This window comes from Streptomyces sp. NPDC085932, assembly GCF_044540525.1.
GTDB classification, from domain to species: Bacteria; Actinomycetota; Actinomycetes; order Streptomycetales; family Streptomycetaceae; genus Streptomyces; species Streptomyces levis.
The window spans coordinates 758,238-779,449 of sequence record NZ_JBITSJ010000003.1 but is presented as its reverse complement, the minus strand read 5'-3'; the positions used below and the strand labels follow the sequence as shown (position 1 = coordinate 779,449).

At 70.6% G+C, this 21,212-nt stretch carries 20 protein-coding genes; 16 read left to right on the top strand and 4 right to left on the bottom strand.

Annotated elements, in window-relative coordinates:
* Positions 1 to 9: 9 nt before the first annotated feature.
* Positions 10 to 183, bottom strand: a complete 174-nt coding sequence (locus tag ACIGAQ_RS19625; protein WP_399784334.1) for a hypothetical protein — start codon at positions 181 to 183, stop codon at positions 10 to 12.
* 172 nt (positions 184 to 355) lie between these two features.
* Here ACIGAQ_RS19625 and mqnC point away from each other — a divergent pair, with 172 nt between their 5' ends.
* Both mqnC and ACIGAQ_RS19615 read left to right on the top strand, forming a co-directional pair.
* Positions 356 to 1,555 carry a cyclic dehypoxanthinyl futalosine synthase gene (gene mqnC / locus ACIGAQ_RS19620; RefSeq protein ID WP_094056679.1) on the top strand — a complete coding sequence of 400 codons (1,200 nt, stop codon included), beginning with the start codon at positions 356 to 358 and terminating at the stop codon, positions 1,553 to 1,555.
* A gap of 17 nt (positions 1,556 to 1,572) precedes the next feature.
* Positions 1,573 to 2,235: an imidazolonepropionase-like domain-containing protein gene (locus ACIGAQ_RS19615; RefSeq protein ID WP_399784330.1), complete on the top strand. Its 663-nt coding sequence runs from the start codon at positions 1,573 to 1,575 to the stop codon at positions 2,233 to 2,235.
* 9 nt (positions 2,236 to 2,244) lie between these two features.
* On the opposite strand, the gene ACIGAQ_RS19610 is transcribed toward ACIGAQ_RS19615, so the two are convergent.
* Positions 2,245 to 3,255, bottom strand: coding sequence for a chitinase (locus tag ACIGAQ_RS19610; RefSeq protein WP_399784327.1), 1,011 nt, complete (start codon positions 3,253 to 3,255; stop codon positions 2,245 to 2,247).
* A 449-nt stretch (positions 3,256 to 3,704) separates the two neighbouring features.
* Here ACIGAQ_RS19610 and ACIGAQ_RS19605 point away from each other — a divergent pair, with 449 nt between their 5' ends.
* Positions 3,705 to 4,400 (top strand): demethylmenaquinone methyltransferase, encoded by a 696-nt coding sequence (locus ACIGAQ_RS19605; RefSeq protein WP_094056673.1) that lies wholly within the window; start codon positions 3,705 to 3,707, stop codon positions 4,398 to 4,400.
* A gap of 17 nt (positions 4,401 to 4,417) precedes the next feature.
* Here ACIGAQ_RS19605 and ACIGAQ_RS19600 read toward each other — a convergent pair whose 3' ends face one another.
* Positions 4,418 to 4,729, bottom strand: coding sequence for a PASTA domain-containing protein (locus ACIGAQ_RS19600; RefSeq protein WP_311680512.1), 312 nt, complete (start codon positions 4,727 to 4,729; stop codon positions 4,418 to 4,420).
* Between the two features lie 238 nt (positions 4,730 to 4,967).
* Between ACIGAQ_RS19600 and ACIGAQ_RS19595 the strand changes: the two genes are divergently transcribed.
* On the top strand, positions 4,968 to 6,251 hold the full coding sequence (locus tag ACIGAQ_RS19595) for a geranylgeranyl reductase family protein (RefSeq protein WP_311680441.1): 1,284 nt from the start codon (positions 4,968 to 4,970) through the stop codon (positions 6,249 to 6,251).
* 553 nt (positions 6,252 to 6,804) lie between these two features.
* On the opposite strand, the gene ACIGAQ_RS19590 is transcribed toward ACIGAQ_RS19595, so the two are convergent.
* Positions 6,805 to 7,638: a C40 family peptidase gene (locus ACIGAQ_RS19590; protein WP_362276775.1), complete on the bottom strand. Its 834-nt coding sequence runs from the start codon at positions 7,636 to 7,638 to the stop codon at positions 6,805 to 6,807.
* A 725-nt stretch (positions 7,639 to 8,363) separates the two neighbouring features.
* Between ACIGAQ_RS19590 and ACIGAQ_RS19585 the strand changes: the two genes are divergently transcribed.
* From ACIGAQ_RS19585 to nuoL, 12 genes are read left to right on the top strand one after another with little or no spacing between them, the layout of a single operon-like run.
* Positions 8,364 to 8,723, top strand: a complete 360-nt coding sequence (locus ACIGAQ_RS19585; protein WP_003974383.1) for an NADH-quinone oxidoreductase subunit A — start codon at positions 8,364 to 8,366, stop codon at positions 8,721 to 8,723.
* Between the two features lie 13 nt (positions 8,724 to 8,736).
* Positions 8,737 to 9,291 carry an NADH-quinone oxidoreductase subunit B family protein gene (locus tag ACIGAQ_RS19580; RefSeq protein ID WP_007383964.1) on the top strand — a complete coding sequence of 185 codons (555 nt, stop codon included), beginning with the start codon at positions 8,737 to 8,739 and terminating at the stop codon, positions 9,289 to 9,291.
* Positions 9,288 to 10,040, top strand: a complete 753-nt coding sequence (locus tag ACIGAQ_RS19575; RefSeq protein WP_311680439.1) for an NADH-quinone oxidoreductase subunit C — start codon at positions 9,288 to 9,290, stop codon at positions 10,038 to 10,040. Before ACIGAQ_RS19580 ends, ACIGAQ_RS19575 begins: the two co-directional genes overlap by 4 nt.
* Entirely contained in the window at positions 10,037 to 11,359 is a 1,323-nt protein-coding gene (locus tag ACIGAQ_RS19570) for an NADH-quinone oxidoreductase subunit D (RefSeq protein ID WP_094056668.1), read from the top strand. The genes ACIGAQ_RS19575 and ACIGAQ_RS19570 overlap by 4 nt, the downstream gene beginning before the upstream one ends.
* A complete protein-coding gene (nuoE, locus tag ACIGAQ_RS19565) occupies positions 11,356 to 12,216 on the top strand; it encodes an NADH-quinone oxidoreductase subunit NuoE (protein WP_311680437.1) in 861 nt (286 codons plus the stop codon). Before ACIGAQ_RS19570 ends, nuoE begins: the two co-directional genes overlap by 4 nt.
* Entirely contained in the window at positions 12,216 to 13,562 is a 1,347-nt protein-coding gene (nuoF, locus tag ACIGAQ_RS19560) for an NADH-quinone oxidoreductase subunit NuoF (RefSeq protein ID WP_394814201.1), read from the top strand. The genes nuoE and nuoF overlap by 1 nt, the downstream gene beginning before the upstream one ends.
* A complete protein-coding gene (locus ACIGAQ_RS19555; protein ID WP_399784319.1) occupies positions 13,559 to 16,063 on the top strand; it encodes an NADH-quinone oxidoreductase subunit G in 2,505 nt (834 codons plus the stop codon). Before nuoF ends, ACIGAQ_RS19555 begins: the two co-directional genes overlap by 4 nt.
* Positions 16,060 to 17,439, top strand: coding sequence for an NADH-quinone oxidoreductase subunit NuoH (nuoH, locus tag ACIGAQ_RS19550; RefSeq protein WP_399784316.1), 1,380 nt, complete (start codon positions 16,060 to 16,062; stop codon positions 17,437 to 17,439). The genes ACIGAQ_RS19555 and nuoH overlap by 4 nt, the downstream gene beginning before the upstream one ends.
* Entirely contained in the window at positions 17,432 to 18,097 is a 666-nt protein-coding gene (gene nuoI / locus ACIGAQ_RS19545) for an NADH-quinone oxidoreductase subunit NuoI (protein WP_311680433.1), read from the top strand. The genes nuoH and nuoI overlap by 8 nt, the downstream gene beginning before the upstream one ends.
* Positions 18,094 to 18,936: an NADH-quinone oxidoreductase subunit J gene (locus ACIGAQ_RS19540; RefSeq protein ID WP_399784313.1), complete on the top strand. Its 843-nt coding sequence runs from the start codon at positions 18,094 to 18,096 to the stop codon at positions 18,934 to 18,936. The genes nuoI and ACIGAQ_RS19540 overlap by 4 nt, the downstream gene beginning before the upstream one ends.
* Entirely contained in the window at positions 18,933 to 19,232 is a 300-nt protein-coding gene (nuoK, locus tag ACIGAQ_RS19535; protein ID WP_003992252.1) for an NADH-quinone oxidoreductase subunit NuoK, read from the top strand. The genes ACIGAQ_RS19540 and nuoK overlap by 4 nt, the downstream gene beginning before the upstream one ends.
* Positions 19,233 to 19,247: 15 nt before the next feature.
* Positions 19,248 to 21,212: an NADH-quinone oxidoreductase subunit L gene (nuoL, locus tag ACIGAQ_RS19530; RefSeq protein ID WP_383334323.1), complete on the top strand. Its 1,965-nt coding sequence runs from the start codon at positions 19,248 to 19,250 to the stop codon at positions 21,210 to 21,212.

The following is a 21,212-nucleotide window of genomic DNA, read 5'->3' as shown; positions in this document are numbered from 1 at the left end:
CGACGCGGGTCATCCCCCGACGCCGGCGGCGACCCGGCACACCACGCACAGGCCGTACGCGGCGAGCGGCGCACCGAGCAACCGGGTCCAGCCGGCCAGCGGCCGGCTCCGATGCGCGCCGGCCATGCGGCGCAGCCGTAAGCCGGTGACCACGCCACCGACCACGGCAGGGGCCGCGAACACCCGGAACACCAGGGGCCGCTCGCCCGGCTTCCCCGCCCTCCCTGCACGCGGCGCGCCCCGCCGCCCGTCCCGACGGTCCGGGGCCGGCCCCGGACAGCCTGGCGTCCGGTCGTCCGGACCGCTGGCGTACGCTGGGCGGGTCCGTCCAGAACCCTTACGAAAGGGACGCCCGGTGACCGAGAAGGCCGACCTTCAGCCCATCCTCGACCGTGCTGCCGCCGGTGGGCGGATCACCCCGGACGAGGCGCTCGTGCTCTACCGGGACGCCCCGCTGCACGCGCTGGGGGCCGCCGCCGACGCCGTACGGCGACGCCGGTACGCGGGGACCGAGCACATCGCGACGTACATCATCGAGCGCAACATCAACTACACGAACGTCTGCGTCACGGCCTGCCGCTTCTGCGCCTTCTACGCCGCCCCCAAGGACACCGCCAAGGGCTGGACGCGCGACCTCGACGACATCCTGCGCCGCTGCGCCGAGACGGTCGAGCTGGGCGGCACCCAGATCATGTTCCAGGGCGGGCACCACCCGGACTACGGCGTCGAGTACTACGAGAAGCACTTCAAGGCCATCAAGGACGCCTTCCCGCAGCTGGTGATCCACTCGCTGGGCGCGTCCGAGGTCGAGCACATGGCCCGGATCTCCAAGGTGAGCGTGGAGGAGGCCATCCAGCGCATCCACGCCGCCGGCCTCGACTCCTTCGCCGGTGCCGGCGCCGAGCTGCTGCCCGAGCGGCCCCGCAAGGCCATCGCCCCGCTGAAGGAGTCGGGCGAGCGCTGGCTGGAGATCATGGAGATCGCGCACAACCTGGGCGTGGAGTCCACCTCCACCATGCTCATGGGCACCGGCGAGACCAACGCCGAGCGCATCGAGCACCTGCGCATGATCCGCGACGTCCAGGACCGCACGGGCGGCTTCCGTGCGTTCATCCCGTACACCTACCAGCCCGAGAACAACCACCTGAAGGGCCGGACGCAGGCGACGCTCTTCGAGTACCTGCGGATGATCGCCATCGCCCGGCTGTTCATGGACAACATCGCCCACATCCAGGGCTCCTGGCTGACCACGGGCAAGGAGGTCGGCCAGCTCTCCCTGCACTACGGCGCCGACGACCTCGGCTCGATCATGCTGGAGGAGAACGTGGTGTCGTCGGCCGGAGCCAAGCACCGGTCGAACCGCATGGAGATCATCGACCTCATCCGCAAGGCGGGCCGCGTCCCCGCCCAGCGGTCCACCACCTACGAGCACCTCGTCGTGCACGACGACCCGGCGAACGACCCGGTCGACGACCGCGTGGTCTCGCACATCTCCTCCACGGCCATCGAGGGCGGCACGGCTCACCCCGAGCTGAAGCTGCTCGCGTCCAACTGAGCCCGGCCGGCCCCGCCGTGCTGACGATCCACGCCGCCCCGCTGGTCCTGCCCGCGGGTGCGGACCCCGTCACGGACGGAGCGGTCGCGGTCGACGGCGACCGGATCACGGCCGTCGGACCGTACGAGGACGTCGCCGACGAGACGCCCGGCGCGCGCGTGCGGCGCTGGCCGGGCGTGCTCACCCCGGGCCTGCGCCAGTGGCACCCCCTGTGGCTGCTGCGCCAGTGCTACCACCCCGACCCGCGCGAGGCCGGCGAGCTGGGCGAGGAACCCCTGTGGGGCGAGCGGCTGGCCGCCCTCGGCGAGCTGGGCGAGTCCCGCTGGTCGGGCAGCGTGCGGCGCGGCGTGCAGCGGATGCTGCGCTACGGCACCACGGCCGTCGCCTCACCCGGGGCCCGCTTCCGCGACCCGCTGGTGGCCATGGCGGTCGCCCGCTCCGGCCTGACCGTCGTCGGCACCACGAACGCCCCCGGCACGCTGCTCGGCGAGCGGCCCGACCTCGACCCGTTCGCCGAGGGCCACGACCTGCGCGGCACGGTCCACGGCCCGCTGACCATCGGCGGCCGGGCCGACCTGGCCGTGTTCGACGTGCCCGACGAGAGCGCCCTGCGCGAGCGCGGCGCGGCCAGCTGCGTGGCGACCGTGCTGGCCGGCCGGCTGGTGTACCGGGCCCGCTGAAGCGGGGGCTCAGCCCGCGAAGGCCTTCGCGAACGCCCCCGAACTCTGGCGCACACCACTACAGTCGGTGGCCGCCTCACCGGTGTCGGTGCCGGGCGCGCACTGCCGGTCCCGGGCCGTCGACCACATCGACACCCAGGCGATGCCCTTCTCCTCGGCGAAGGCACGGACCTCGGCCGCGTCGGCGAGCGTGAAGGTCTCACCCGCGACGTCGTTGACGCCGATCATCGAGGTGAGCGCCATGCCCCGCCAGGCCTCGCCGTCGGACGTGCCGAAGACCTTCCTCAGCTGCGTGTGCGCGGCCCGGGCGGCGGTGAGCGCGTAGCCGCCCATGTCACCGTCGTAGGACGAGCCGTAGTTCATCGTCATCAGGTTGACCGTGGCGACCCGCACGCCGTGGTCGTTGGCCGACGCGAGCAGCGCCAGGCCGTCCCCGTCCAGACCGGAGGGCATCACGGGCAGGGTGAACGAGACCTCCAGATCGTCCCGTTCCTCCTGCAACCGCGCGATCGCCCGCGAACGCAGCGCGACGGACGCCGAGTCGGACAGGTCGTCGCCCTCGATGTCGAAGTCGGCGAGCGTGGTGCCGGCCGCGTCCAGGGCCTTGCCGTAGGCCGCCGCCAGTGCGGAGACGCTGTCGCAGTTCGCCGCGAGTTCCTTCCCGGAGGCGCCGCCGAAGGAGACCCGGACCCGGCCGCCGTCCTCCTTGAGCGCCGCGACGCGGGCGGCGACCGCCGGGTCGCCGAGGGCGTGGGTGCCGTTCCAGCGCGGCGCGCAGTCACGGCCCTCGGCCATGACGAAGGCCAGGTTGTACGTCGTGGGGGAGCCGGCCGTGTCGGTGCCGGCGGCCTCGGTGGCGCTGACGTACGGGGCGTACGAGGTGCCGGCGACGGCCGAGGAGCCGGGCGCCGCCGTCGCCGAGGGGGCCGCGCGGGCCGGGCTGTCCTGGCCCGAACAGCCCGTGGCGGCGAGGGCGATCAGACAGCCGGCCGCGGCGGCCGGTCTCCGCAGACTCCTCATACGGCGCGCTCCCGTTCTCGCGAGATCTCAGGGGTCAAGGCTCAGTACGTTTCCCAGCCGCAAACGTCTCACGAAGGTGGGGCACAGACGCGTTCCGCGGGCATGCTCGAGAACTCTCGGAGAAAGGACGGCCCGGGTCTTTTCTCCTGACTTGCTCACAAGGAGACCCGAGTTTAGGGCACGTGAAGTCGCTCCGGTGTCCCGTGTCCGGGGAATGCGTTCCGGACCGCCATCGAGAACCGTGCCTCGCGCGGTCACCGCCGCAAACGCGGCAACGGGCCCTCCGAAGGCCCCGTGTCCGTCGACACCTCCGCACGCCGCACCCGGCTGCTGCGCCGAAGCCGGGTGCCGACCGCGGTGTTCGTGCTGCCGTGCGGGTGGGGGGAGGACGCGGCGGCACGGCGCGCACCCCGGCTCCTGCCCGGAGGGCGTGCTGCAAGAATGGCTCCGTGACCCGCGCATCCCTGGACAAGCAGCCGCACGAAGTCGCCTCGATGTTCGACGACGTGGCGGAACGGTACGACCTGACCAACGACGTGCTGTCCCTCGGCCAGGACCGGCGATGGCGCAAGGAGGTCGCCAAGGCGGTCGACGCGCGCCCGGCGCAGAAGATCCTCGACCTGGCGGCGGGCACGGGAACGTCCTCGCTGCCCTTCGCGCGGACCGGCGCCTACGTCGTCCCCTGCGACTTCTCCCAGGGCATGCTCCAGGTCGGCAAGCAGCGCCAGCCCTGGCTGCCCTACACCGCCGGGGACGCGACGCGGCTGCCGTTCAAGGACGACAGCTTCGACGCCGTCACCATCTCCTTCGGGCTGCGCAACGTGCAGGACACGGACGCCGCGCTGCGCGAGATGCACCGGGTGACCCGGCCCGGCGGGCGGATCGTGATCTGCGAGTTCTCGCACCCCACGTGGGCGCCGTTCCGCACGGTCTACACCGAGTACCTGATGCGCGCCCTGCCGCCGGTCGCCCGGGCCGTCTCCTCCAACCCCGACGCCTACGTCTACCTCGCCGAGTCCATCCGCGCCTGGCCCGACCAGCCCGCCCTGGCGCAACGGCTGGGCGGGGCCGGCTGGTCGCGGGTGGCCTGGCGCAACCTGAGCGGCGGGATCGTCGCCCTGCACCGGGGCTTCAAGAAGGACTGAGACCCGGCGGACACGGTCTAGCGGTCGCTGAGCACCATGTACGGGTCGCCCGGTTCGTCCAGCTCCCGGCGCAGTCCGCCCCGGGGCGGACTCGGGACGCGCGGCTCGTGCACGCCCCCGCCGCCCTCGCCCGGCCCGAAGTCGAACCAGACGTAGACCATCGAGTCCCGCGGCACCTCGGCACCGGGCTGCGGGTACTGCCGGACCACGTAGTCGACCACGGCGAGATGGAAGTCGGGCCGGTCCGGCGCGTTGAGGAACAGTCCCTGCGCCCGGGCCGTCTCGCGGGCGTCCACGGCCATCAGACCGACCAGGCGCGGTACCCGCACCTCGGGTGGTTTGTGGGATATGTGCACAGATGTCACCCCCAGCGGTACAGGAAGGGTAACTCCGGCCCGGTGGCGGCCGGAAGCGACAGGTGTCTTTCTGTGACACTCGATTACGTAGCGTCACCGGAAGTCTCGCGTCGGGGGCGGCCCTTCAGCCGGGTGATCAAGGGCGCTGAATAGACTGCCCGTGTCCTGTGCCGGTCGGCACGCAGATTTCGAACCTTGGGGAGATCCCGCCGTGACCGAGCCCCTCTCCGAAAACACCGCCGATGTCATCGTCGTCGGCGCGGGGCCAGCCGGCTCCACCACCGCGTACCACCTCGCCAAGGCCGGACTCGACGTACTGCTCCTGGAGAAGACCGAGTTCCCGCGCGAGAAGGTCTGCGGCGACGGCCTGACCCCGCGCGCCGTCAAGCAGCTCGTGGCGATGGGCATCGACATCTCGGAAGAGGCCGGCTGGCTGCGCAACAAGGGTCTGCGGATCATCGGCGGCGGAGTGCGCCTCCAGCTCGACTGGCCGGATCTCGCCTCGTTCCCGGACTACGGCCTGGTCCGCAAGCGCGACGACTTCGACGAGCAGCTCGCCCGGCAGGCCCAGAAGGCCGGTGCCCGGCTGTTCGAGAAGTGCAACGTGGGCGCGCCGATCGTCGACGACCGCACGGGCCGCATCACCGGCGTGCACGCGAAGCTCGGCGAGGAGAAGCGCGAGGTCACCTTCCACGCCCCGCTGGTCGTCGCCGCCGACGGCAACTCCACGCGGCTCTCCCTCGCGATGGGACTGCACCGCCGCGAGGACCGCCCGATGGGCGTGGCGGTCCGCACGTACTTCACCAGCCCGCGCCACGAGGACGACTACCTGGAGTCCTGGCTCGAACTGTGGGACCGCCGCGGCCCCCAGGACCGCCTCCTGCCCGGCTACGGCTGGATCTTCGGCATGGGCGACGGCACCTCCAACGTCGGCCTGGGTGTGCTCAACACCTCCGAGTCCTTCAAGGAGCTGGACTGGCGCGAGGTCCTCAAGGCCTGGTGCGCCTCCATGCCGGAGGACTGGGGCTACACCCCGGACAACATGACCGGCCCGATCCGCGGCGCCGCGCTCCCCATGGCCTTCAACCGCCAGCCGCACTACACCAAGGGCCTGCTGCTGGTCGGCGACGCCGGCGGCCTGGTGAACCCGTTCAACGGCGAGGGCATCGCCTACGCCATGGAGTCCGGCCAGATCGCCGCCGACGTCATCGTCCAGGCCCACGCGCGCTCCACCCCGGCCGGCCGGGAGCTGGCCCTCCAGCGCTACCCGCGCGTCCTGAAGGACACCTACGGCGGCTACTACACCCTCGGCCGCGCCTTCGTGAAGCTCATCGGCAACCCCAAGGTCATGCAGATCGCCGCCCAGCGCGGCCTCACGCACCCGCTGCTGATGAAGTTCACGCTGAAGCTCCTCGCGAACCTCACCGACCCGACGGGCGGCGACGCGATGGACCGGATCATCAACGGGCTGAGCAAGGTCGCGCCGAAGGCCTGACGGGCGGCTCGGAGCAGTCACGCCGACGGCCCGGCGCGCGTCCACCTCGTCGCGCGCCGGGCCGTCGGCGCGTCGTCTCGCCGGTGCGCCGGGCTGCCGGCGCGTCGTCACGTCCGCGCCCGGGTCGTCGGCTGCCGTCATGTGTCCGCCCGCTCGCGCCCCGGGTCGTCGGCTGCCGTCGTGTGTCCGCACGCTCCTGCCCCGGCACGTCGGCTGCCGTCCTGTGTCCGCACGCTCGCACACCGGACGCCGTCGGCTTCTCATGTCCCGTCAAGGCACCGCCGCGCGGGGATGATTCGGGCATAGGGGGCTGATCGGCCCGGGAGTCGTATCGGCCGCCGGGGTCGAAGCCCCTGCGGCGCGTGGGCGGGCCGCGGCGCGCGCTCGGACCTCCGGGCGCGTCCGGCCCCGGCGAGGCGCTCACAGGGGCCCTGGAGGGGCGTCTGGGCGTGCCGGGGTGCGCGGGGTGAGCCCGGACAGGCCGGGAGGGCCGTTGCCGACCGGCGGCAGCGACCCTCTTGCCCGTTATGCGGGTATCAGTGGTGAAGTGACGTCAGAGGACGCGCACCGCGCCCGACGCCGGGTAGCCCGACAGGTCCTGGATGACGACGCCCTTGGAGGGGTTGGCCGCGTCCAGGTACTGGCCGTTCCCGATGTAGACACCCACGTGGTACGCGGAGCCCTTGCCGCCCCAGTACAGGATGTCGCCGACCTGGACGTTGGAGAGCGGCACGTCCGTGCCGGCCATCGACTGGTCCTGCGAGATGCGCGGCAGGTCCACACCCACCTGCTTGTACGCGGCCTGCACGAGGGAGGAGCAGTCCCAGGCGTTGGGACCGGTGGCGCCCATGACGTAGGCGTCGCCCAGCTGTGCCTTGAGGAAGGCGATGACGGTGGCGACGCTGCCGCTGGCGGGCGCCGAGACCGACGTGGAGGTGGAGGCGGAGGCGGAGAGCGTGGCGCGCTCGGCGCTGCGCTCGGCACGCTCGGCGGCGGCCTTGCGGGCGGCCTCGGCGGCCTTCTTCTTGGCCTCGGCCTTCTTCTTCGCCTCGGCGAGGTCCTTCTTGGCCTCCGCCGCGGCCTTGGCGGCGGCGGCGTCACGCTCTGCGCGCAGCTCGTAGTTCGCGGCGGCCTGCTGCGTGGCGGCCGCGGACTGGGCGACCGCGGCGGACATGTCGGCCGTCAGGGTGGGCAGTTCGATGGTCTGCGTCACCGGCTCGGCGGCGTTCGCCGAGGCCGACGCACCCGCCGCTGCCATGCTGAGAACGCCACCGGCAACTCCGGCACGCATGGCGATCGAAGAGGTCGCGCTGCGGCGGGGCTTCCGGTGGCTGCGTATGTGAGCGGTGTGGGACATGGGAACAACCGGTACCAGGGGCTCCTTCATATCTTCAAGAAACGTGTGCTGCGCCACAGTTGTTCAACGCGGGGCCCAAAATCCCCGAACGAGGCCCTTTATTGACGCCGTAACGGACATTGCGGGCGCACTGTAACCGGCCTGTGATCACGGTGTTTGATCAATACGCCCGAATTGCCCCGCACCTACCACTGGTTGGGTTGATTGGCCAAGCCCCGTTCTCACGCGGCTCTCATCAATGTGGCGGAGGTCACGGAACGGTTGCCCCGGCGGTCGCGTCCCCGGCGCGTGGATCACGGCCGGATCACGGCGCCGCGAAGATCGTGAACGCGCTCACGCGTCCACACCCCGCCCTCTGTGCCCCCGGAGGTGTGAACGCGCCTCTATCAAGAGATCCCGCCCACCGCCAATTTGCATGCACGCGAACTCTCTTGATATTGAGACGCGCCCTCCGAGCTGCGCTGACGAGCCAAAATGTCACCTCTGGTGATCACTCGGACGCTTCGCGTGTGAAGATCACCGCTCATCCGACTTCATGATCGATCGTCAGGTGGTGGAGATCACAAAGCTTGTGCAATACCCCGTGTCGCAGATCACAGAGCGTCGGGCATAAGATGCACGCGGTTGGGCTTGTGACCTGCTTCACATGTTCCCGATCTTCGCCGGGGCGGGCGGGGTTCGCGGGGCTGCTGAGGCGGACGTGAGCCCGACGCTAACCGCCAGCAGTCAGTGCCGACTGAGAGGAGCGAGGAGCGGTGAACGCTTATGCGCCCATCCTCGTACTGGGAGCCCTCGGGGCAGGCTTTGCGATCTTCTCCGTGGTCATGGCCACGCTGATCGGGCCCAAGCGGTACAACCGGGCCAAGCTCGAGGCCTACGAGTGCGGTATCGAGCCGACCCCCACGCCGGCCGGCGGCGGGCGCTTCCCGATCAAGTACTACCTGACGGCGATGCTCTTCATCATTTTCGATATCGAGATCGTCTTCCTCTACCCCTGGGCCGTCACCTTCGACGCCCTGGGGATCTTCGGGCTCGTGGAGATGCTGCTCTTCGTGCTCACCGTCTTCGTCGCGTACGCGTACGTATGGCGGCGCGGCGGCCTGGAATGGGACTGAGGGGCCACACGTCATGGGACTCGAAGAAAAGCTGCCGAGCGGCTTCCTGCTGACCACCGTCGAGCAGGCCGCGGGCTGGGTGCGCAAGGCGTCGGTCTTCCCGGCCACGTTCGGCCTCGCCTGCTGCGCCATCGAGATGATGACCACCGGCGCCGGCCGCTACGACCTGGCGCGCTTCGGCATGGAGGTCTTCCGGGGATCGCCGCGCCAGGCGGACCTGATGATCGTCGCCGGCCGGGTCAGCCAGAAGATGGCGCCGGTGCTGCGGCAGGTCTACGACCAGATGCCGAACCCCAAGTGGGTGATCTCCATGGGGGTCTGCGCCTCCTCCGGCGGCATGTTCAACAACTACGCGATCGTCCAGGGCGTCGACCACATCGTGCCGGTCGACATCTACCTGCCCGGCTGCCCGCCACGGCCGGAGATGCTGATGGACGCCATCCTCAAGCTCCACCAGAAGATCCAGTCCTCCAAGCTCGGCGTGAACGCCGAGGAGGCCGCCCGCGAGGCGGAGGAGGCGGCGCTCAAGGCCCTGCCCACGATCGAGATGAAGGGGCTGCTGCGATGAGCGGCGCGAACGGCGAGGGTGGCGCGGGTGGCGCCAACCCCGAGAAGGACCTCAGCGCGTCGAACCTCCCGGGCCAGCGCGGCCAGGGCGGCGAGGAGATCCGCGTCCAGCGCGGCATGTTCGGCGCGAACAACGGCGGCGACACCTCCGGCTACGGCGGCCTGGTCCGTTCGGTCCGGCTCCCGGGACCGGCGAACCGCCCCTACGGCGGCTGGTTCGACGAGGTCGCCGACGAGCTGGAGGGGGCCCTGGAGGAGCAGGGCCTGCTTCCGGAGAACGCCATCGAGCGGACGGTCGTCGACCGCGACGAGCTGACGTTCCACATCGAGCGCGAGCACCTCGTCCGCGTCGCCCGCACCCTGCGCGACGACCCGGCCCTGCGCTTCGAGCTGTGCACCGGCGTCAGCGGCGTCCACTACCCGAACGACAAGGGACGCGAGCTGCACGCCGTCTACCACCTGCGCTCGATCACCCACAACCGGGTGATCCGCCTGGAGGTCAGCGCCCCCGACAGCGACCCGCACATCCCGTCCCTGTTCGAGGTCTATCCGACCAACGACTGGCACGAGCGCGAGACGTACGACTTCTTCGGGATCGTCTTCGACGGCCACCCGGCCCTGACGCGGATCATGATGCCGGACGACTGGCAGGGCTTCCCGCAGCGCAAGGACTACCCCCTCGGCGGCATCCCCGTCGAGTACAAGGGCGCCCAGATCCCGGCTCCGGACCAGCGGAGGTCGTACTCATGAGCACTTCGCACGCCTCCCCCCGGGAGACCACCGAAGGAACCGTCTACACCGTCACCGGCGGCGACTGGGACGAGGTCGTCCAGTCCGCGGCCCGCGCCGACGACGAGCGCATCGTCGTCAACATGGGCCCGCAGCACCCGTCCACGCACGGCGTGCTCCGCCTGATCCTGGAGATCGAGGGCGAGACCGTCACCGAGGCCCGCTGCGGAATCGGTTATCTGCACACCGGCATCGAGAAGAACCTCGAGTACCGGACGTGGACGCAGGGCACCACGTTCGTGACGCGCATGGACTACCTGACGCCGTTCTTCAACGAGACGGCGTACTGCCTCGGCGTCGAGAAGCTCCTCGGCATCGAGGACCAGATCCCGGACCGCGCCTCGATCATCCGCGTGCTCCTGATGGAGCTGAACCGCCTCTCCTCGCACCTGGTGTGCATCGCCACCGGCGGCATGGAGCTCGGCGCCACCACGATCATGATCTACGGATTCCGTGATCGTGAACTCATTCTCGACATCTACGAACTGATCACCGGCCTGCGGATGAACCACGCGTACATCCGCCCCGGCGGCCTCGCCCAGGACCTGCCGCCCGGCGCCGTGGACCAGATCCGCGAGTTCGTGAAGAAGATGAAGAAGAACCTCCCGGAGTACGACAAGCTCGCCACCGGGAACCCCATCTTCAAGGCCCGCATGCAGGACATCGGCTACCTCGACCTGGCCGGCTGCATGGCCCTCGGCGCCACCGGCCCGATCCTGCGCTCCACCGGCCTGCCGCACGACCTGCGCAAGGCCCAGCCGTACTGCGGCTACGAGACGTACGACTTCGACGTCCCGACCGCCGACACCTGCGACGCCTACGGCCGCTTCCTGATCCGCCTGGAGGAGATGCGCCAGTCGCTCAGGATCGTCGAGCAGTGCCTGGACCGGCTGCAGCCCGGCCCGGTCATGGTCGCCGACAAGAAGATCGCCTGGCCCGCCCAGCTCGCCCTGGGCCCCGACGGGCTCGGCAACTCCCTCGACCACATCAAGAAGATCATGGGCACCTCGATGGAGGCCCTGATCCACCACTTCAAGCTGGTCACCGAGGGCTTCCGCGTCCCGCCGGGACAGGCCTACGCGGCGGTCGAGTCACCCAAGGGCGAGCTCGGGGTGCACGTCGTGTCCGACGGCGGCACCCGCCCCTACCGGGTCCACTTCCGCGACCCGTCCTTCACCAACCTGCAGGCGATGGCGGCGATGTGCGAAGGCGGCCAGGTCGCCGACGTCATCGTCGCCGTCGCGTCCATCGACCCCGTGATGGGAGGCGTCGACCGGTGACCACTTCGTCTTCCGAGCGGGGCGTCGGCCTGGGCATGCCCGAACTGCCCCCACCCGCCTACCCCGACGACGTCCGGGCCCGGCTGGAGACCGACGCGCGCGAGATCATCGCCCGCTACCCGGACTCCCGCTCCGCCCTCCTGCCGCTGCTGCACCTGGTGCAGTCGGAGGAGGGGCACGTCACGCGCACCGGCATGCGCTTCTGCGCGGACGTGCTCGGCCTGACCACGGCCGAGGTCACCGCCGTCGCGACCTTCTACACCATGTACCGGCGCCGTCCCAGCGGGGACTACCAGGTCGGGGTGTGCACCAACACCCTGTGCGCCGTCATGGGCGGGGACGCCATCTTCGAGGAGCTCCAGGAGCACCTCGGCGTGGGCAACGGCGAGACCACCGACGACGGCAAGGTCACGCTGGAGCACATCGAGTGCAACGCGGCCTGCGACTTCGCGCCGGTCGTGATGGTCAACTGGGAGTTCTTCGACAACCAGACCCCCTCCAGCGCCAAGCGCCTCGTCGACGACCTGCGCGCCGGACGCCCGGTCACGCCCACGCGCGGGGCGCCGCTGTGCACCTTCAAGGACACCGCCCGGATCCTGGCCGGCTTCCCCGACGAGCGGGACGGCGCCGTGGAGTCCGGGGGCAGCGCCGGACCGGCCTCCCTGGTGGGCCTGAAGCTCGCCAAGGGGGAGGCGTCCCCCGCGCGCGTGGTGCACCCGCGCGGTGAGGCGGCCCGCACCGGGGCACCGCACGACCCGTCACCGACGGAGCACTTGAGCTCGCACGACGCGCCGCAGGACACGTCGGCCTCCGACCCGGCCCACCCGGCCGGGCCCGCAGCCGAGGAGGGGGAGTGATGACCTTGGCACCCGAGCTGAAAGACATGAGCCCCGAGAAGCTGCTCGCACCGGTGCTGTCGGCCTTCTGGGACGAGGACAGGTCCTGGACGCTGGACGTGTACCGGCGGCACGACGGCTACGAGGGGCTGCGCAAGGCGCTCGCCATGACGCCGGACGACGTGATCGCGTACGTCAAGGAGTCCGGTCTGCGCGGACGCGGCGGCGCCGGCTTCCCGACGGGCATGAAGTGGCAGTTCATCCCGCAGGGCGATGGAAAGCCGCACTATCTGGTTGTCAACGCCGACGAGTCGGAGCCCGGGACGTGCAAGGACATCCCGCTCCTCTTCGCGAACCCGCACAGCCTCATCGAGGGCATGATCATCGCGTGCTACGCGATCAGGTCGTCGCACGCCTTCATCTATCTGCGGGGTGAAGTCGTCCCCGTCCTGCGGCGGTTGCACTCGGCCGTACGCGAGGCGTACGCGGCGGGCTTCCTCGGCGAGAACATCCTGGACAGCGGACTCGACCTCGACATCACCGTGCACGCGGGCGCGGGCGCGTACATCTGCGGTGAGGAGACCGCACTGCTCGACTCGCTCGAAGGCCGCCGGGGTCAACCGCGGCTCCGTCCCCCCTTCCCCGCCGTCGCGGGCCTCTACGCGTGCCCGACTGTGGTGAACAACGTCGAATCGATCGCGTCGGTTCCCGCGATCATGAACCGGGGCAAGGACTGGTTCCGGTCGATGGGGAGCGAGAAGTCGCCCGGCTTCACCCTCTACTCCCTCTCCGGTCACGTCGCCAGCCCCGGCCAGTACGAGGCGCCGCTCGGCATCACGCTCCGCCAGCTCCTCGACATGAGCGGCGGGATGCGCCCCGGGCACCGCCTGAAGTTCTGGACGCCGGGCGGCTCCTCGACCCCGATGTTCACCGACGAGCACCTCGACGTCCCCCTCGACTACGAAGGAGTGGGCGCCGCGGGTTCCATGCTCGGCACGAAGGCACTCCAGTGCTTCGACGAGACGACCTGCGTGGTCCGTGCCGTCACGCGCTGGACCGAGTTCTACGCCCACGAGTCCTGCGGCAAGTGCACGCCCTGCCGCGAAGGGACCTACTGGCTCGTGCAGCTGCTGCGCGACATCGAGGCCGGCAAGGGACAGATGTCCGACCTCGACAAGCTGAACGACATCGCCGACAACATCAACGGCAAGTCCTTCTGCGCCCTCGGTGACGGCGCCGCCTCGCCGATCTTCTCCTCGCTGAAGTACTTCCGCGAGGAGTACGAGCAGCACATCACGGGCCGGGGCTGCCCCTTCGACCCGGCCAAGTCGACGGCCTGGGCCGACCGCACGGAGGTGAACGCATGACCGTGACCACCAGCTCTCCCTCCGGCGGGGGAGAGGCGGCGGTCCCGCCGGAGGACCTCGTGTCGCTGACGATCGACGGCGCCGAGATCAGCGTGCCCAAGGGCACCCTGGTCATCCGGGCCGCCGAACAGCTCGGCATCGAGATCCCCCGGTTCTGCGACCACCCCCTCCTGGACCCGGCCGGCGCCTGCCGCCAGTGCATCGTCGAGGTCGAGGGCCAGCGCAAGCCGATGGCCTCCTGCACCATCACCTGCACCGACGGCATGGTCGTCAAGACCCACCTCAGCTCCCCGGTCGCGGAGAAGGCCCAGAAGGGTGTGATGGAGCTCCTGCTCATCAACCACCCGCTGGACTGCCCGGTCTGCGACAAGGGCGGCGAGTGCCCGCTGCAGAACCAGGCCATGTCGCACGGCGACGCCGAGTCCCGCTTCGACGGCCGCAAGCGGACCTACGAGAAGCCCGTCCCGATCTCCACCCAGGTGCTGCTCGACCGCGAGCGGTGCGTGCTGTGCGCCCGCTGCACCCGGTTCTCCAACCAGGTCGCGGGCGACCCGATGATCGAGCTGGTCGAGCGGGGCGCGCTCCAGCAGGTCGGCACCGGCGAGGGCGACCCGTTCGAGTCGTACTTCTCCGGCAACACCATCCAGATCTGCCCCGTGGGAGCGCTGACCTCGGCGGCGTACCGATTCCGCTCCCGCCCCTTCGACCTGGTCTCCTCCCCGTCGGTGTGCGAGCACTGCTCCGGCGGCTGCGCCACGCGCACCGACCACCGGCGCGGCAAGGTCATGCGGCGGCTCGCGGCGAACGACCCCGAGGTCAACGAGGAGTGGATCTGCGACAAGGGGCGGTTCGCCTTCCGGTACGCCCAGCAGCGTGACCGGCTCCAGACGCCCCTGGTGCGCAACGCCGAGGGTGAGCTGGAACCGGCCTCCTGGCCGGAGGCCCTGCAGATCGCCGCCCAGGGGCTGCTCGCCTCCCGGGGCCGTACCGGCGTGCTGACCGGTGGCCGCCTCACCGTCGAGGACGCCTACGCCTACAGCAAGTTCGCGCGCGTGGCGCTCGACACCAACGACATCGACTTCCGCGCGCGCGTGCACAGCGGCGAGGAGGCCGACTTCCTCGCCGCGCAGATCGCCGGGCGCGGCCGGGACCTCGACGGCACGGGCGTCACCTATACCGCGCTGGAGAAGGCCCCGGCCGTCCTGCTGGTGGGCTTCGAGGCGGAGGAGGAGGCGCCCGGCGTCTTCCTGCGGCTGCGCAAGGCCTGGCGCAAGCACGGGCAGCGGACCTTCTCGCTCGCCACGCACACCACCCGGGGCCTGGAGAAGGCCGGCGGCACCCTGCTCCCGGCGGCTCCCGGCACCGAGACCGAGTGGCTGGACGCGCTCGCGAGCGGGGTCGGCCTGGCGGACGACGGTGCCCGCGCCGCCGAGGCGCTGCGCGCCGAGGGCGCGGTGATCGTCGTCGGCGAGCGGCTGGCCGCGGTGGCCGGCGGTCTGACGGCCGCCGTCCGCACCGCCGCCGCGACCGGCGCCCGCCTGGTGTGGATCCCGCGCCGGGCCGGGGAGCGCGGGGCGGTCGAGGCGGGCGCGCTGCCGTCGCTGCTGCCGGGCGGACGCCCGGCCACCGACCCGCGCGCGCGGGACGAGGTCGCCGCCGTCTGGGGCGTGGCCGGTCTGCCGCACCGCTACGGCCGGGACACCGGCCAGATCGTGGAAGCCGCCGCGACCGGTGAACTCCAGGCGCTGCTGGTGGCGGGCGTGGAGCTCGCCGACCTGCCCGACCCGGCACGCGCGCGTGCCGCGCTCGACGAGGTGGGCTTCCTGGTCTCGCTCGAACTGCGGCCCAGCGAGATCACCCGCGAGGCCGACGTGGTGCTGCCCGTCGCGGCGGTCGCCGAGAAGGCCGGCACCTTCCTCAACTGGGAAGGCCGGGTCCGCTTCTTCGAGGCGGCGCTCAAGCCCGACCAGATGACCCGCACCCTCGCACCCACCGACGCGCGCGTGCTGCAGATGCTCGCCGACGCCATGGACGTCCACCTCGGGCTGCCCGATCTGCGCACCGTGCGCGCGGAGATCGACCGGCTCGGCGCCTGGGACGGACCGCGGGCCACCGAGCCCCTGGAGACCGCGGCCGCGCTGCCCCGCCCGGCCGCCGGGGAGGCCGTGCTCGCCGGGCACCGGCTCCTGCTCGACCAGGGCGTCCTGCAGCAGGGCGACGAGGCCCTCGCCGGCACGCGGCACGCCGCACACGCGCGCGTGTCGGCCGCCACGGCCGCCGAGGCGGGCGTCAAGGACGGCGACCTCCTCGCGGTCACCGGCCCCGAGGGCGACGTCGCACTCCCGCTGCGGATCAGCGACATGCCCGACCGGGTGGTGTGGCTCCCGCTGAACTCCACCGGCGGTGGCGTCGCCTCCGACACCGGGGCGCGGCCCGGCTCCCTCGTCCGCATCGGCCCGGCGACCCTCGCCGGCGAGGCCCCCAAGGAGGTGGAGGCATGAGCCCGTCGTCCCTCGCCGCTGAAGACCTCTCCATGTTCGGCACCGACCCCTGGTGGCTGGTCGTCATCAAGGCGGTGTTCTGCTTCGCCTTCCTGATGGTGACCGTGCTGGTCTCCATCGTCATGGAGCGCAAGGTCGTCGCCTGGATGCAGCTGCGCATCGGCCCCAACCGGCACGGCCCCTGGGGCATGCTCCAGTCGCTCGCCGACGGCATCAAGCTGATGCTGAAGGAGGATGTGATCGTCAAGCGCGCGGACAAGGCGGTGTACGTCCTCGCGCCGATCATCGCGGCCATCCCGGCCTTCATGGCGATCGCGGTGATCCCCTTCGGCCCGGCCGGCAACGAGATCTCGATCTTCGGCCAGCGCACCACGATGCAGCTCACCGACCTGCCGATCGCGATGCTCTACATCCTCGCGGTCGCCTCGGTCGGCATCTACGGCATCGTCCTGGCGGGCTGGAGCTCCGGCTCGACCTACCCGCTGCTGGGCGGTCTGCGCTCCTGCGCGCAGATGATCTCCTACGAGATCGCGATGGGCGCCGCCTTCGCCTCGGTGTTCCTCTACTCCGGTTCGATGTCGACGTCGACGATCGTGGAGGGGCAGACCGACCGCTGGTACATCCTGCTGCTGCCGGTCTCCTTCATCCTCTACATCGTCACCATGGTCGGCGAGACCAACCGCGCCCCCTTCGACATGCCGGAGTCCGAGGGCGACCTGGTCGGCGGCTTCAACACCGAGTACTCGTCGATCAAGTTCGCGATGTTCATGCTCGCCGAGTACGTCAACATGGTGACCGTCTCGGCCGTCGCCACCACGCTGTTCCTCGGCGGCTGGCGGGCCCCCTGGCCCATCAGCACCTTCTGGGAAGGCGCCAACCACGGCTGGTGGCCGCTGCTGTGGTTCACCGTCAAGGTCCAGCTGCTGCTGTTCATGTTCATCTGGATCCGCGGCACCCTCCCGCGCGTCCGCTACGACCAGCTGATGAAGCTCGGCTGGAAGGTCCTCATCCCGGTCTCGCTGGTCTGGCTGATGCTCGTCGCCAGCGTCCGGGCCCTGCGCAACGAGGGCTACGACTTCGCCGACATCGCCCTCTACGTCGGCGGCGCCGTGCTCGCCCTGCTGCTGCTCTCCTTCGTGGCCGACATGTTCCGCGAGAAGACCAGGCAGGCCGAGCAGCCGGCCGAGGCCCCGGCCGCCTTCGACCCGATGGCCGGCGGGTTCCCCGTACCGCCCCTGCCGGGACAGGAACTGCCGCCGGTTCCGCGACGGCCCTCGCGCCGTGAGCGGGAGCTGATTGTCAGTGGTGGGCCCGATACTCACAGTGACGGATCTGTGGGCGGATCTACGGAGGGAAAGGAGGCGTCCGATGGCTGAGGAAATCGAGCGTTCGCAGGCCGAGGAACCCAAGGACACCAAGCCCGGTTTCATGAACCCGGTGGCCGGTTTCGGCGTGACCTTCAAGGCCATGTTCAAGAAGCGGCTGACCGAGCAGTACCCCGAGCAGCCGAAGACCACGGCCCCGCGCTTCCACGGACGGCACCAGCTCAACCGCCATCCGGACGGCCTGGAGAAGTGCGTCGGCTGCGAGCTGTGCGCCTGGGCCTGCCCCGCCGACGCGATCTACGTCGAGGGCGCGGACAACACGGACGAGGAGCGCTACTCGCCGGGCGAGCGGTACGGCCGCGTCTACCAGATCAACTACGCCCGCTGCATCCTGTGCGGCCTGTGCATCGAGGCGTGCCCCACGCGCGCGCTGACCATGACCAACGAGTTCGAGCTGGCCGACTCCAGCCGCGCCAACCTCATCTACACCAAGGAGCAGCTGCTCGCCGGTCTGGAGGAGGGCATGGTCGACACACCCCACGCCATCTACCCGGGCACGGACGAACAGGACTACTACCGCGGCCTGGTGACGGAGGCCGCGCCCGGCACCGAGCGGCAGGTCGCCCACTCCAAGGGCGAGGTCGTGCAGGAGGCCGACACGACCTTCGGCGGGACGGAACCGGCATCGGAGAAGGTGATCGGCCGATGACCGCCCAGCTCGCCGCCTACTCCACCTCCACCGGAGAGGCCGTCCAGTTCTGGATCCTCGGCACCGTCGCGGTGATCGGCGCCCTGTGCACCATCCTGATGCGGCGGGCCGTGCACAGCGCGCTCTGCCTCGCCGGGACCATGATCATCCTGGCGGTGTTCTACCTCGCCAACGGCGCCTACTTCCTGGGTGTCGTGCAGATCGTCGTCTACACCGGCGCGATCATGATGCTGTTCCTGTTCGTGGTGATGCTGGTCGGCGTCACCGCGGCGGACTCCCTGAAGGAGACCATCAAGGGCCAGCGCTGGCTGGCCCTGCTGTGCGGACTCGGCTTCGGTGTCCTGCTGATCGCCGGGATCGGCAACGCCTCCCTGACGGAGTTCAACGGCATCGGCCAGGCGAACGCCGGCGGCAACGTGGAGGGCATCGCCGCCCTCATCTTCACCAAGTACGTCTTCGCGTTCGAGATCACCGGCGCCCTGCTCATCACGGCCGCCGTCGGCGCCATGGTGCTCACCCACCGCGAGCGCACCGAGCGCGCCAAGACGCAGCGCGAACTCGCCGAGGAGCGCGTGCGCGAGGGCAAGTACCTGCCGCCGCTGCCGGCGCCCGGCGTCTACGCCCGGCACAACGCGGTCGACATCGCGGGCCTGCTGCCCGACGGCACCCCCTCCGACCTCACCGTCAGCAAGACGCTGCGCGAGCGGGGCCAGGTCCGGGACGTGTCGCAGGAGGCGCTCAACGACCTCAGGGCCCTGGAGCAGCGGGCCGAGGAGCGCCTGGAGCGGAAGGCCGTCGAACCGGCCACGTTCAAGCGGCCCGAGGAGGCATCGAAGTGAACCCGGTCAACTACCTCTATCTCGCGGCCCTGCTCTTCACGATCGGCGCCACCGGCGTGCTGATCAGGCGCAACGCGATCGTGGTGTTCATGTGCATCGAGCTGATGCTCAACGCCTGCAACCTCGCGTTCGTCGCCTTCTCCCGGATGCACGGCAACCTCGACGGGCAGATCATCGCCTTCTTCACGATGGTCGTCGCCGCCGCGGAGGTCGTGGTGGGGCTCGCGATCATCGTGTCCCTGTTCCGTGCCCGCCACTCGGCCTCGGTCGACGACGCCAGCCTGATGAAGCTGTAAGGGGTCGGGAGAAAAGTGGAGAACCTGATTGCGCTGCTGGTGGCGGCGCCCCTGCTCGGAGCGGCGGTCCTGCTGTGCGGCGGACGCCGGCTGGACGCCGTCGGCCACTGGCTCGGCACGCTGCTCGCGGCCGTCTCCTTCGTGCTCGGCCTGGTGCTGTTCAGCGACATGCTCGCCCAGGACGCCGACCAGCGCCTGATGAGCCAGCACCTGTTCAGCTGGATCCCGGTCGAGGGCTTCCAGGCGGACGTCGCCTTCCAGCTCGACCAGCTGTCCATGACGTTCGTCCTGTTGATCACGGGCGTGGGGACGCTGATCCACCTGTACTCCGTCGGGTACATGGAGCACGACGAGCGGCGCCGCCGCTTCTTCGGCTACCTGAACCTGTTCCTCGCGGCGATGCTGATCCTCGTCCTCGCCGACAACTACCTGCTGCTGTACGTCGGCTGGGAGGGCGTCGGTCTCGCCTCCTACCTGCTGATCGGCTTCTGGCAGCACAAGCCCAGCGCCGCCACGGCCGCGAAGAAGGCCTTCCTGGTCAACCGCGTCGGCGACATGGGCCTGTCCATCGCGATCATGCTGATGTTCCTGTGGTTCGGCACCTTCGCCTTCGGGCCGGTGCTGGGCAGCCACGGAGAGGCCGGGCTCGCCGGCGCGGCCGGTGAGGACAAGCTCACCGCGATCGCCCTGATGCTGCTGCTCGCCGCCTGCGGCAAGTCCGCCCAGGTGCCGCTGCAGTCCTGGCTCGGGGACGCGATGGAGGGCCCGACCCCGGTCTCGGCCCTCATCCACGCCGCGACGATGGTGACGGCGGGCGTCTACCTGATCGTCCGCTCCGCCGCCGTCTTCAACGGCGCCCCGGACGCGCAGCTGGTCGTCACGATCGTCGGCGCGGTCACGCTGCTGTTCGGTGCGATCGTCGGTTGCGCCAAGGACGACATCAAGAAGGCCCTGGCCGGCTCGACCATGTCGCAGATCGGCTACATGATCCTCGCCGCGGGCCTCGGCCCCATCGGCTACGTCTTCGCGATCATGCACCTGGTGACGCACGGCTTCTTCAAGGCCGGTCTCTTCCTCGGCGCCGGTTCGGTGATGCACGGCATGAACGACGAGGTCGACATGCGCAGGTACGGCGGCCTGCGGAAGTACATGCCGGTCACCTTCATCACCTTCGGCCTCGGATATCTCGCGATCATCGGCTTCCCGGGCCTGTCCGGCTTCTTCTCCAAGGACAAGATCATCGAGGCGGCGTTCGCCAAGGGCGGCACCGAGGGCTGGATCCTCGGCGCGTGCGCCCTGCTCGGCGCGGCCATCACCGCGTTCTACATGACGCGCGTGATGCTGATGACGTTCTTCGGCGAGGAGCGCTGGCGCCACGCCCCGACGCCGTCCCCGGCCCAGCCGGACGTGGAGCCCGCGGCGGAGACGCGCGGCGAGTACACCCCGCCGCACCCGCACGAGTCGCCCAAGGTCATGACGATCCCCATGATCGTGCTGGCCGTCGGGTCGGTCTTCGGCGGCGCGTTCTTCAGCATCGGCGACCGGTTCGTGCACTGGCTGGAGCCGATCACCGGGCACGACCACGGCCACCCGCCGGTCAGCGCCCTCACGGTCACGCTGTCCACGGTCGCCGTCATGGTCATCGGCGTCGCCCTCGCCTGGGCGCAGTACGGCCGCCGCCCGGTCCCGGCCGTCGCCCCGCGCGGCTCGCTGCTCACCCGGGCCGCCCGCCGCGACCTGCTCCAGGACGACTTCAACCACGTCGTCCTGGTCCGCGGCGGCGAGCACCTGACGCGGTCCCTGGTCTACGTCGACCACACCCTGGTCGACGGCGTCGTCAACGGCACGGCGGCCTCGGTCGGCGGCCTCTCCGGGCGGATGCGCAGGCTGCAGAACGGCTTCGCCCGCTCCTACGCGGTCTCGATGTTCGGCGGCGCGGCGGTCATCGTCGCCGCGACCCTGCTGATGAGGGCGGTCTGA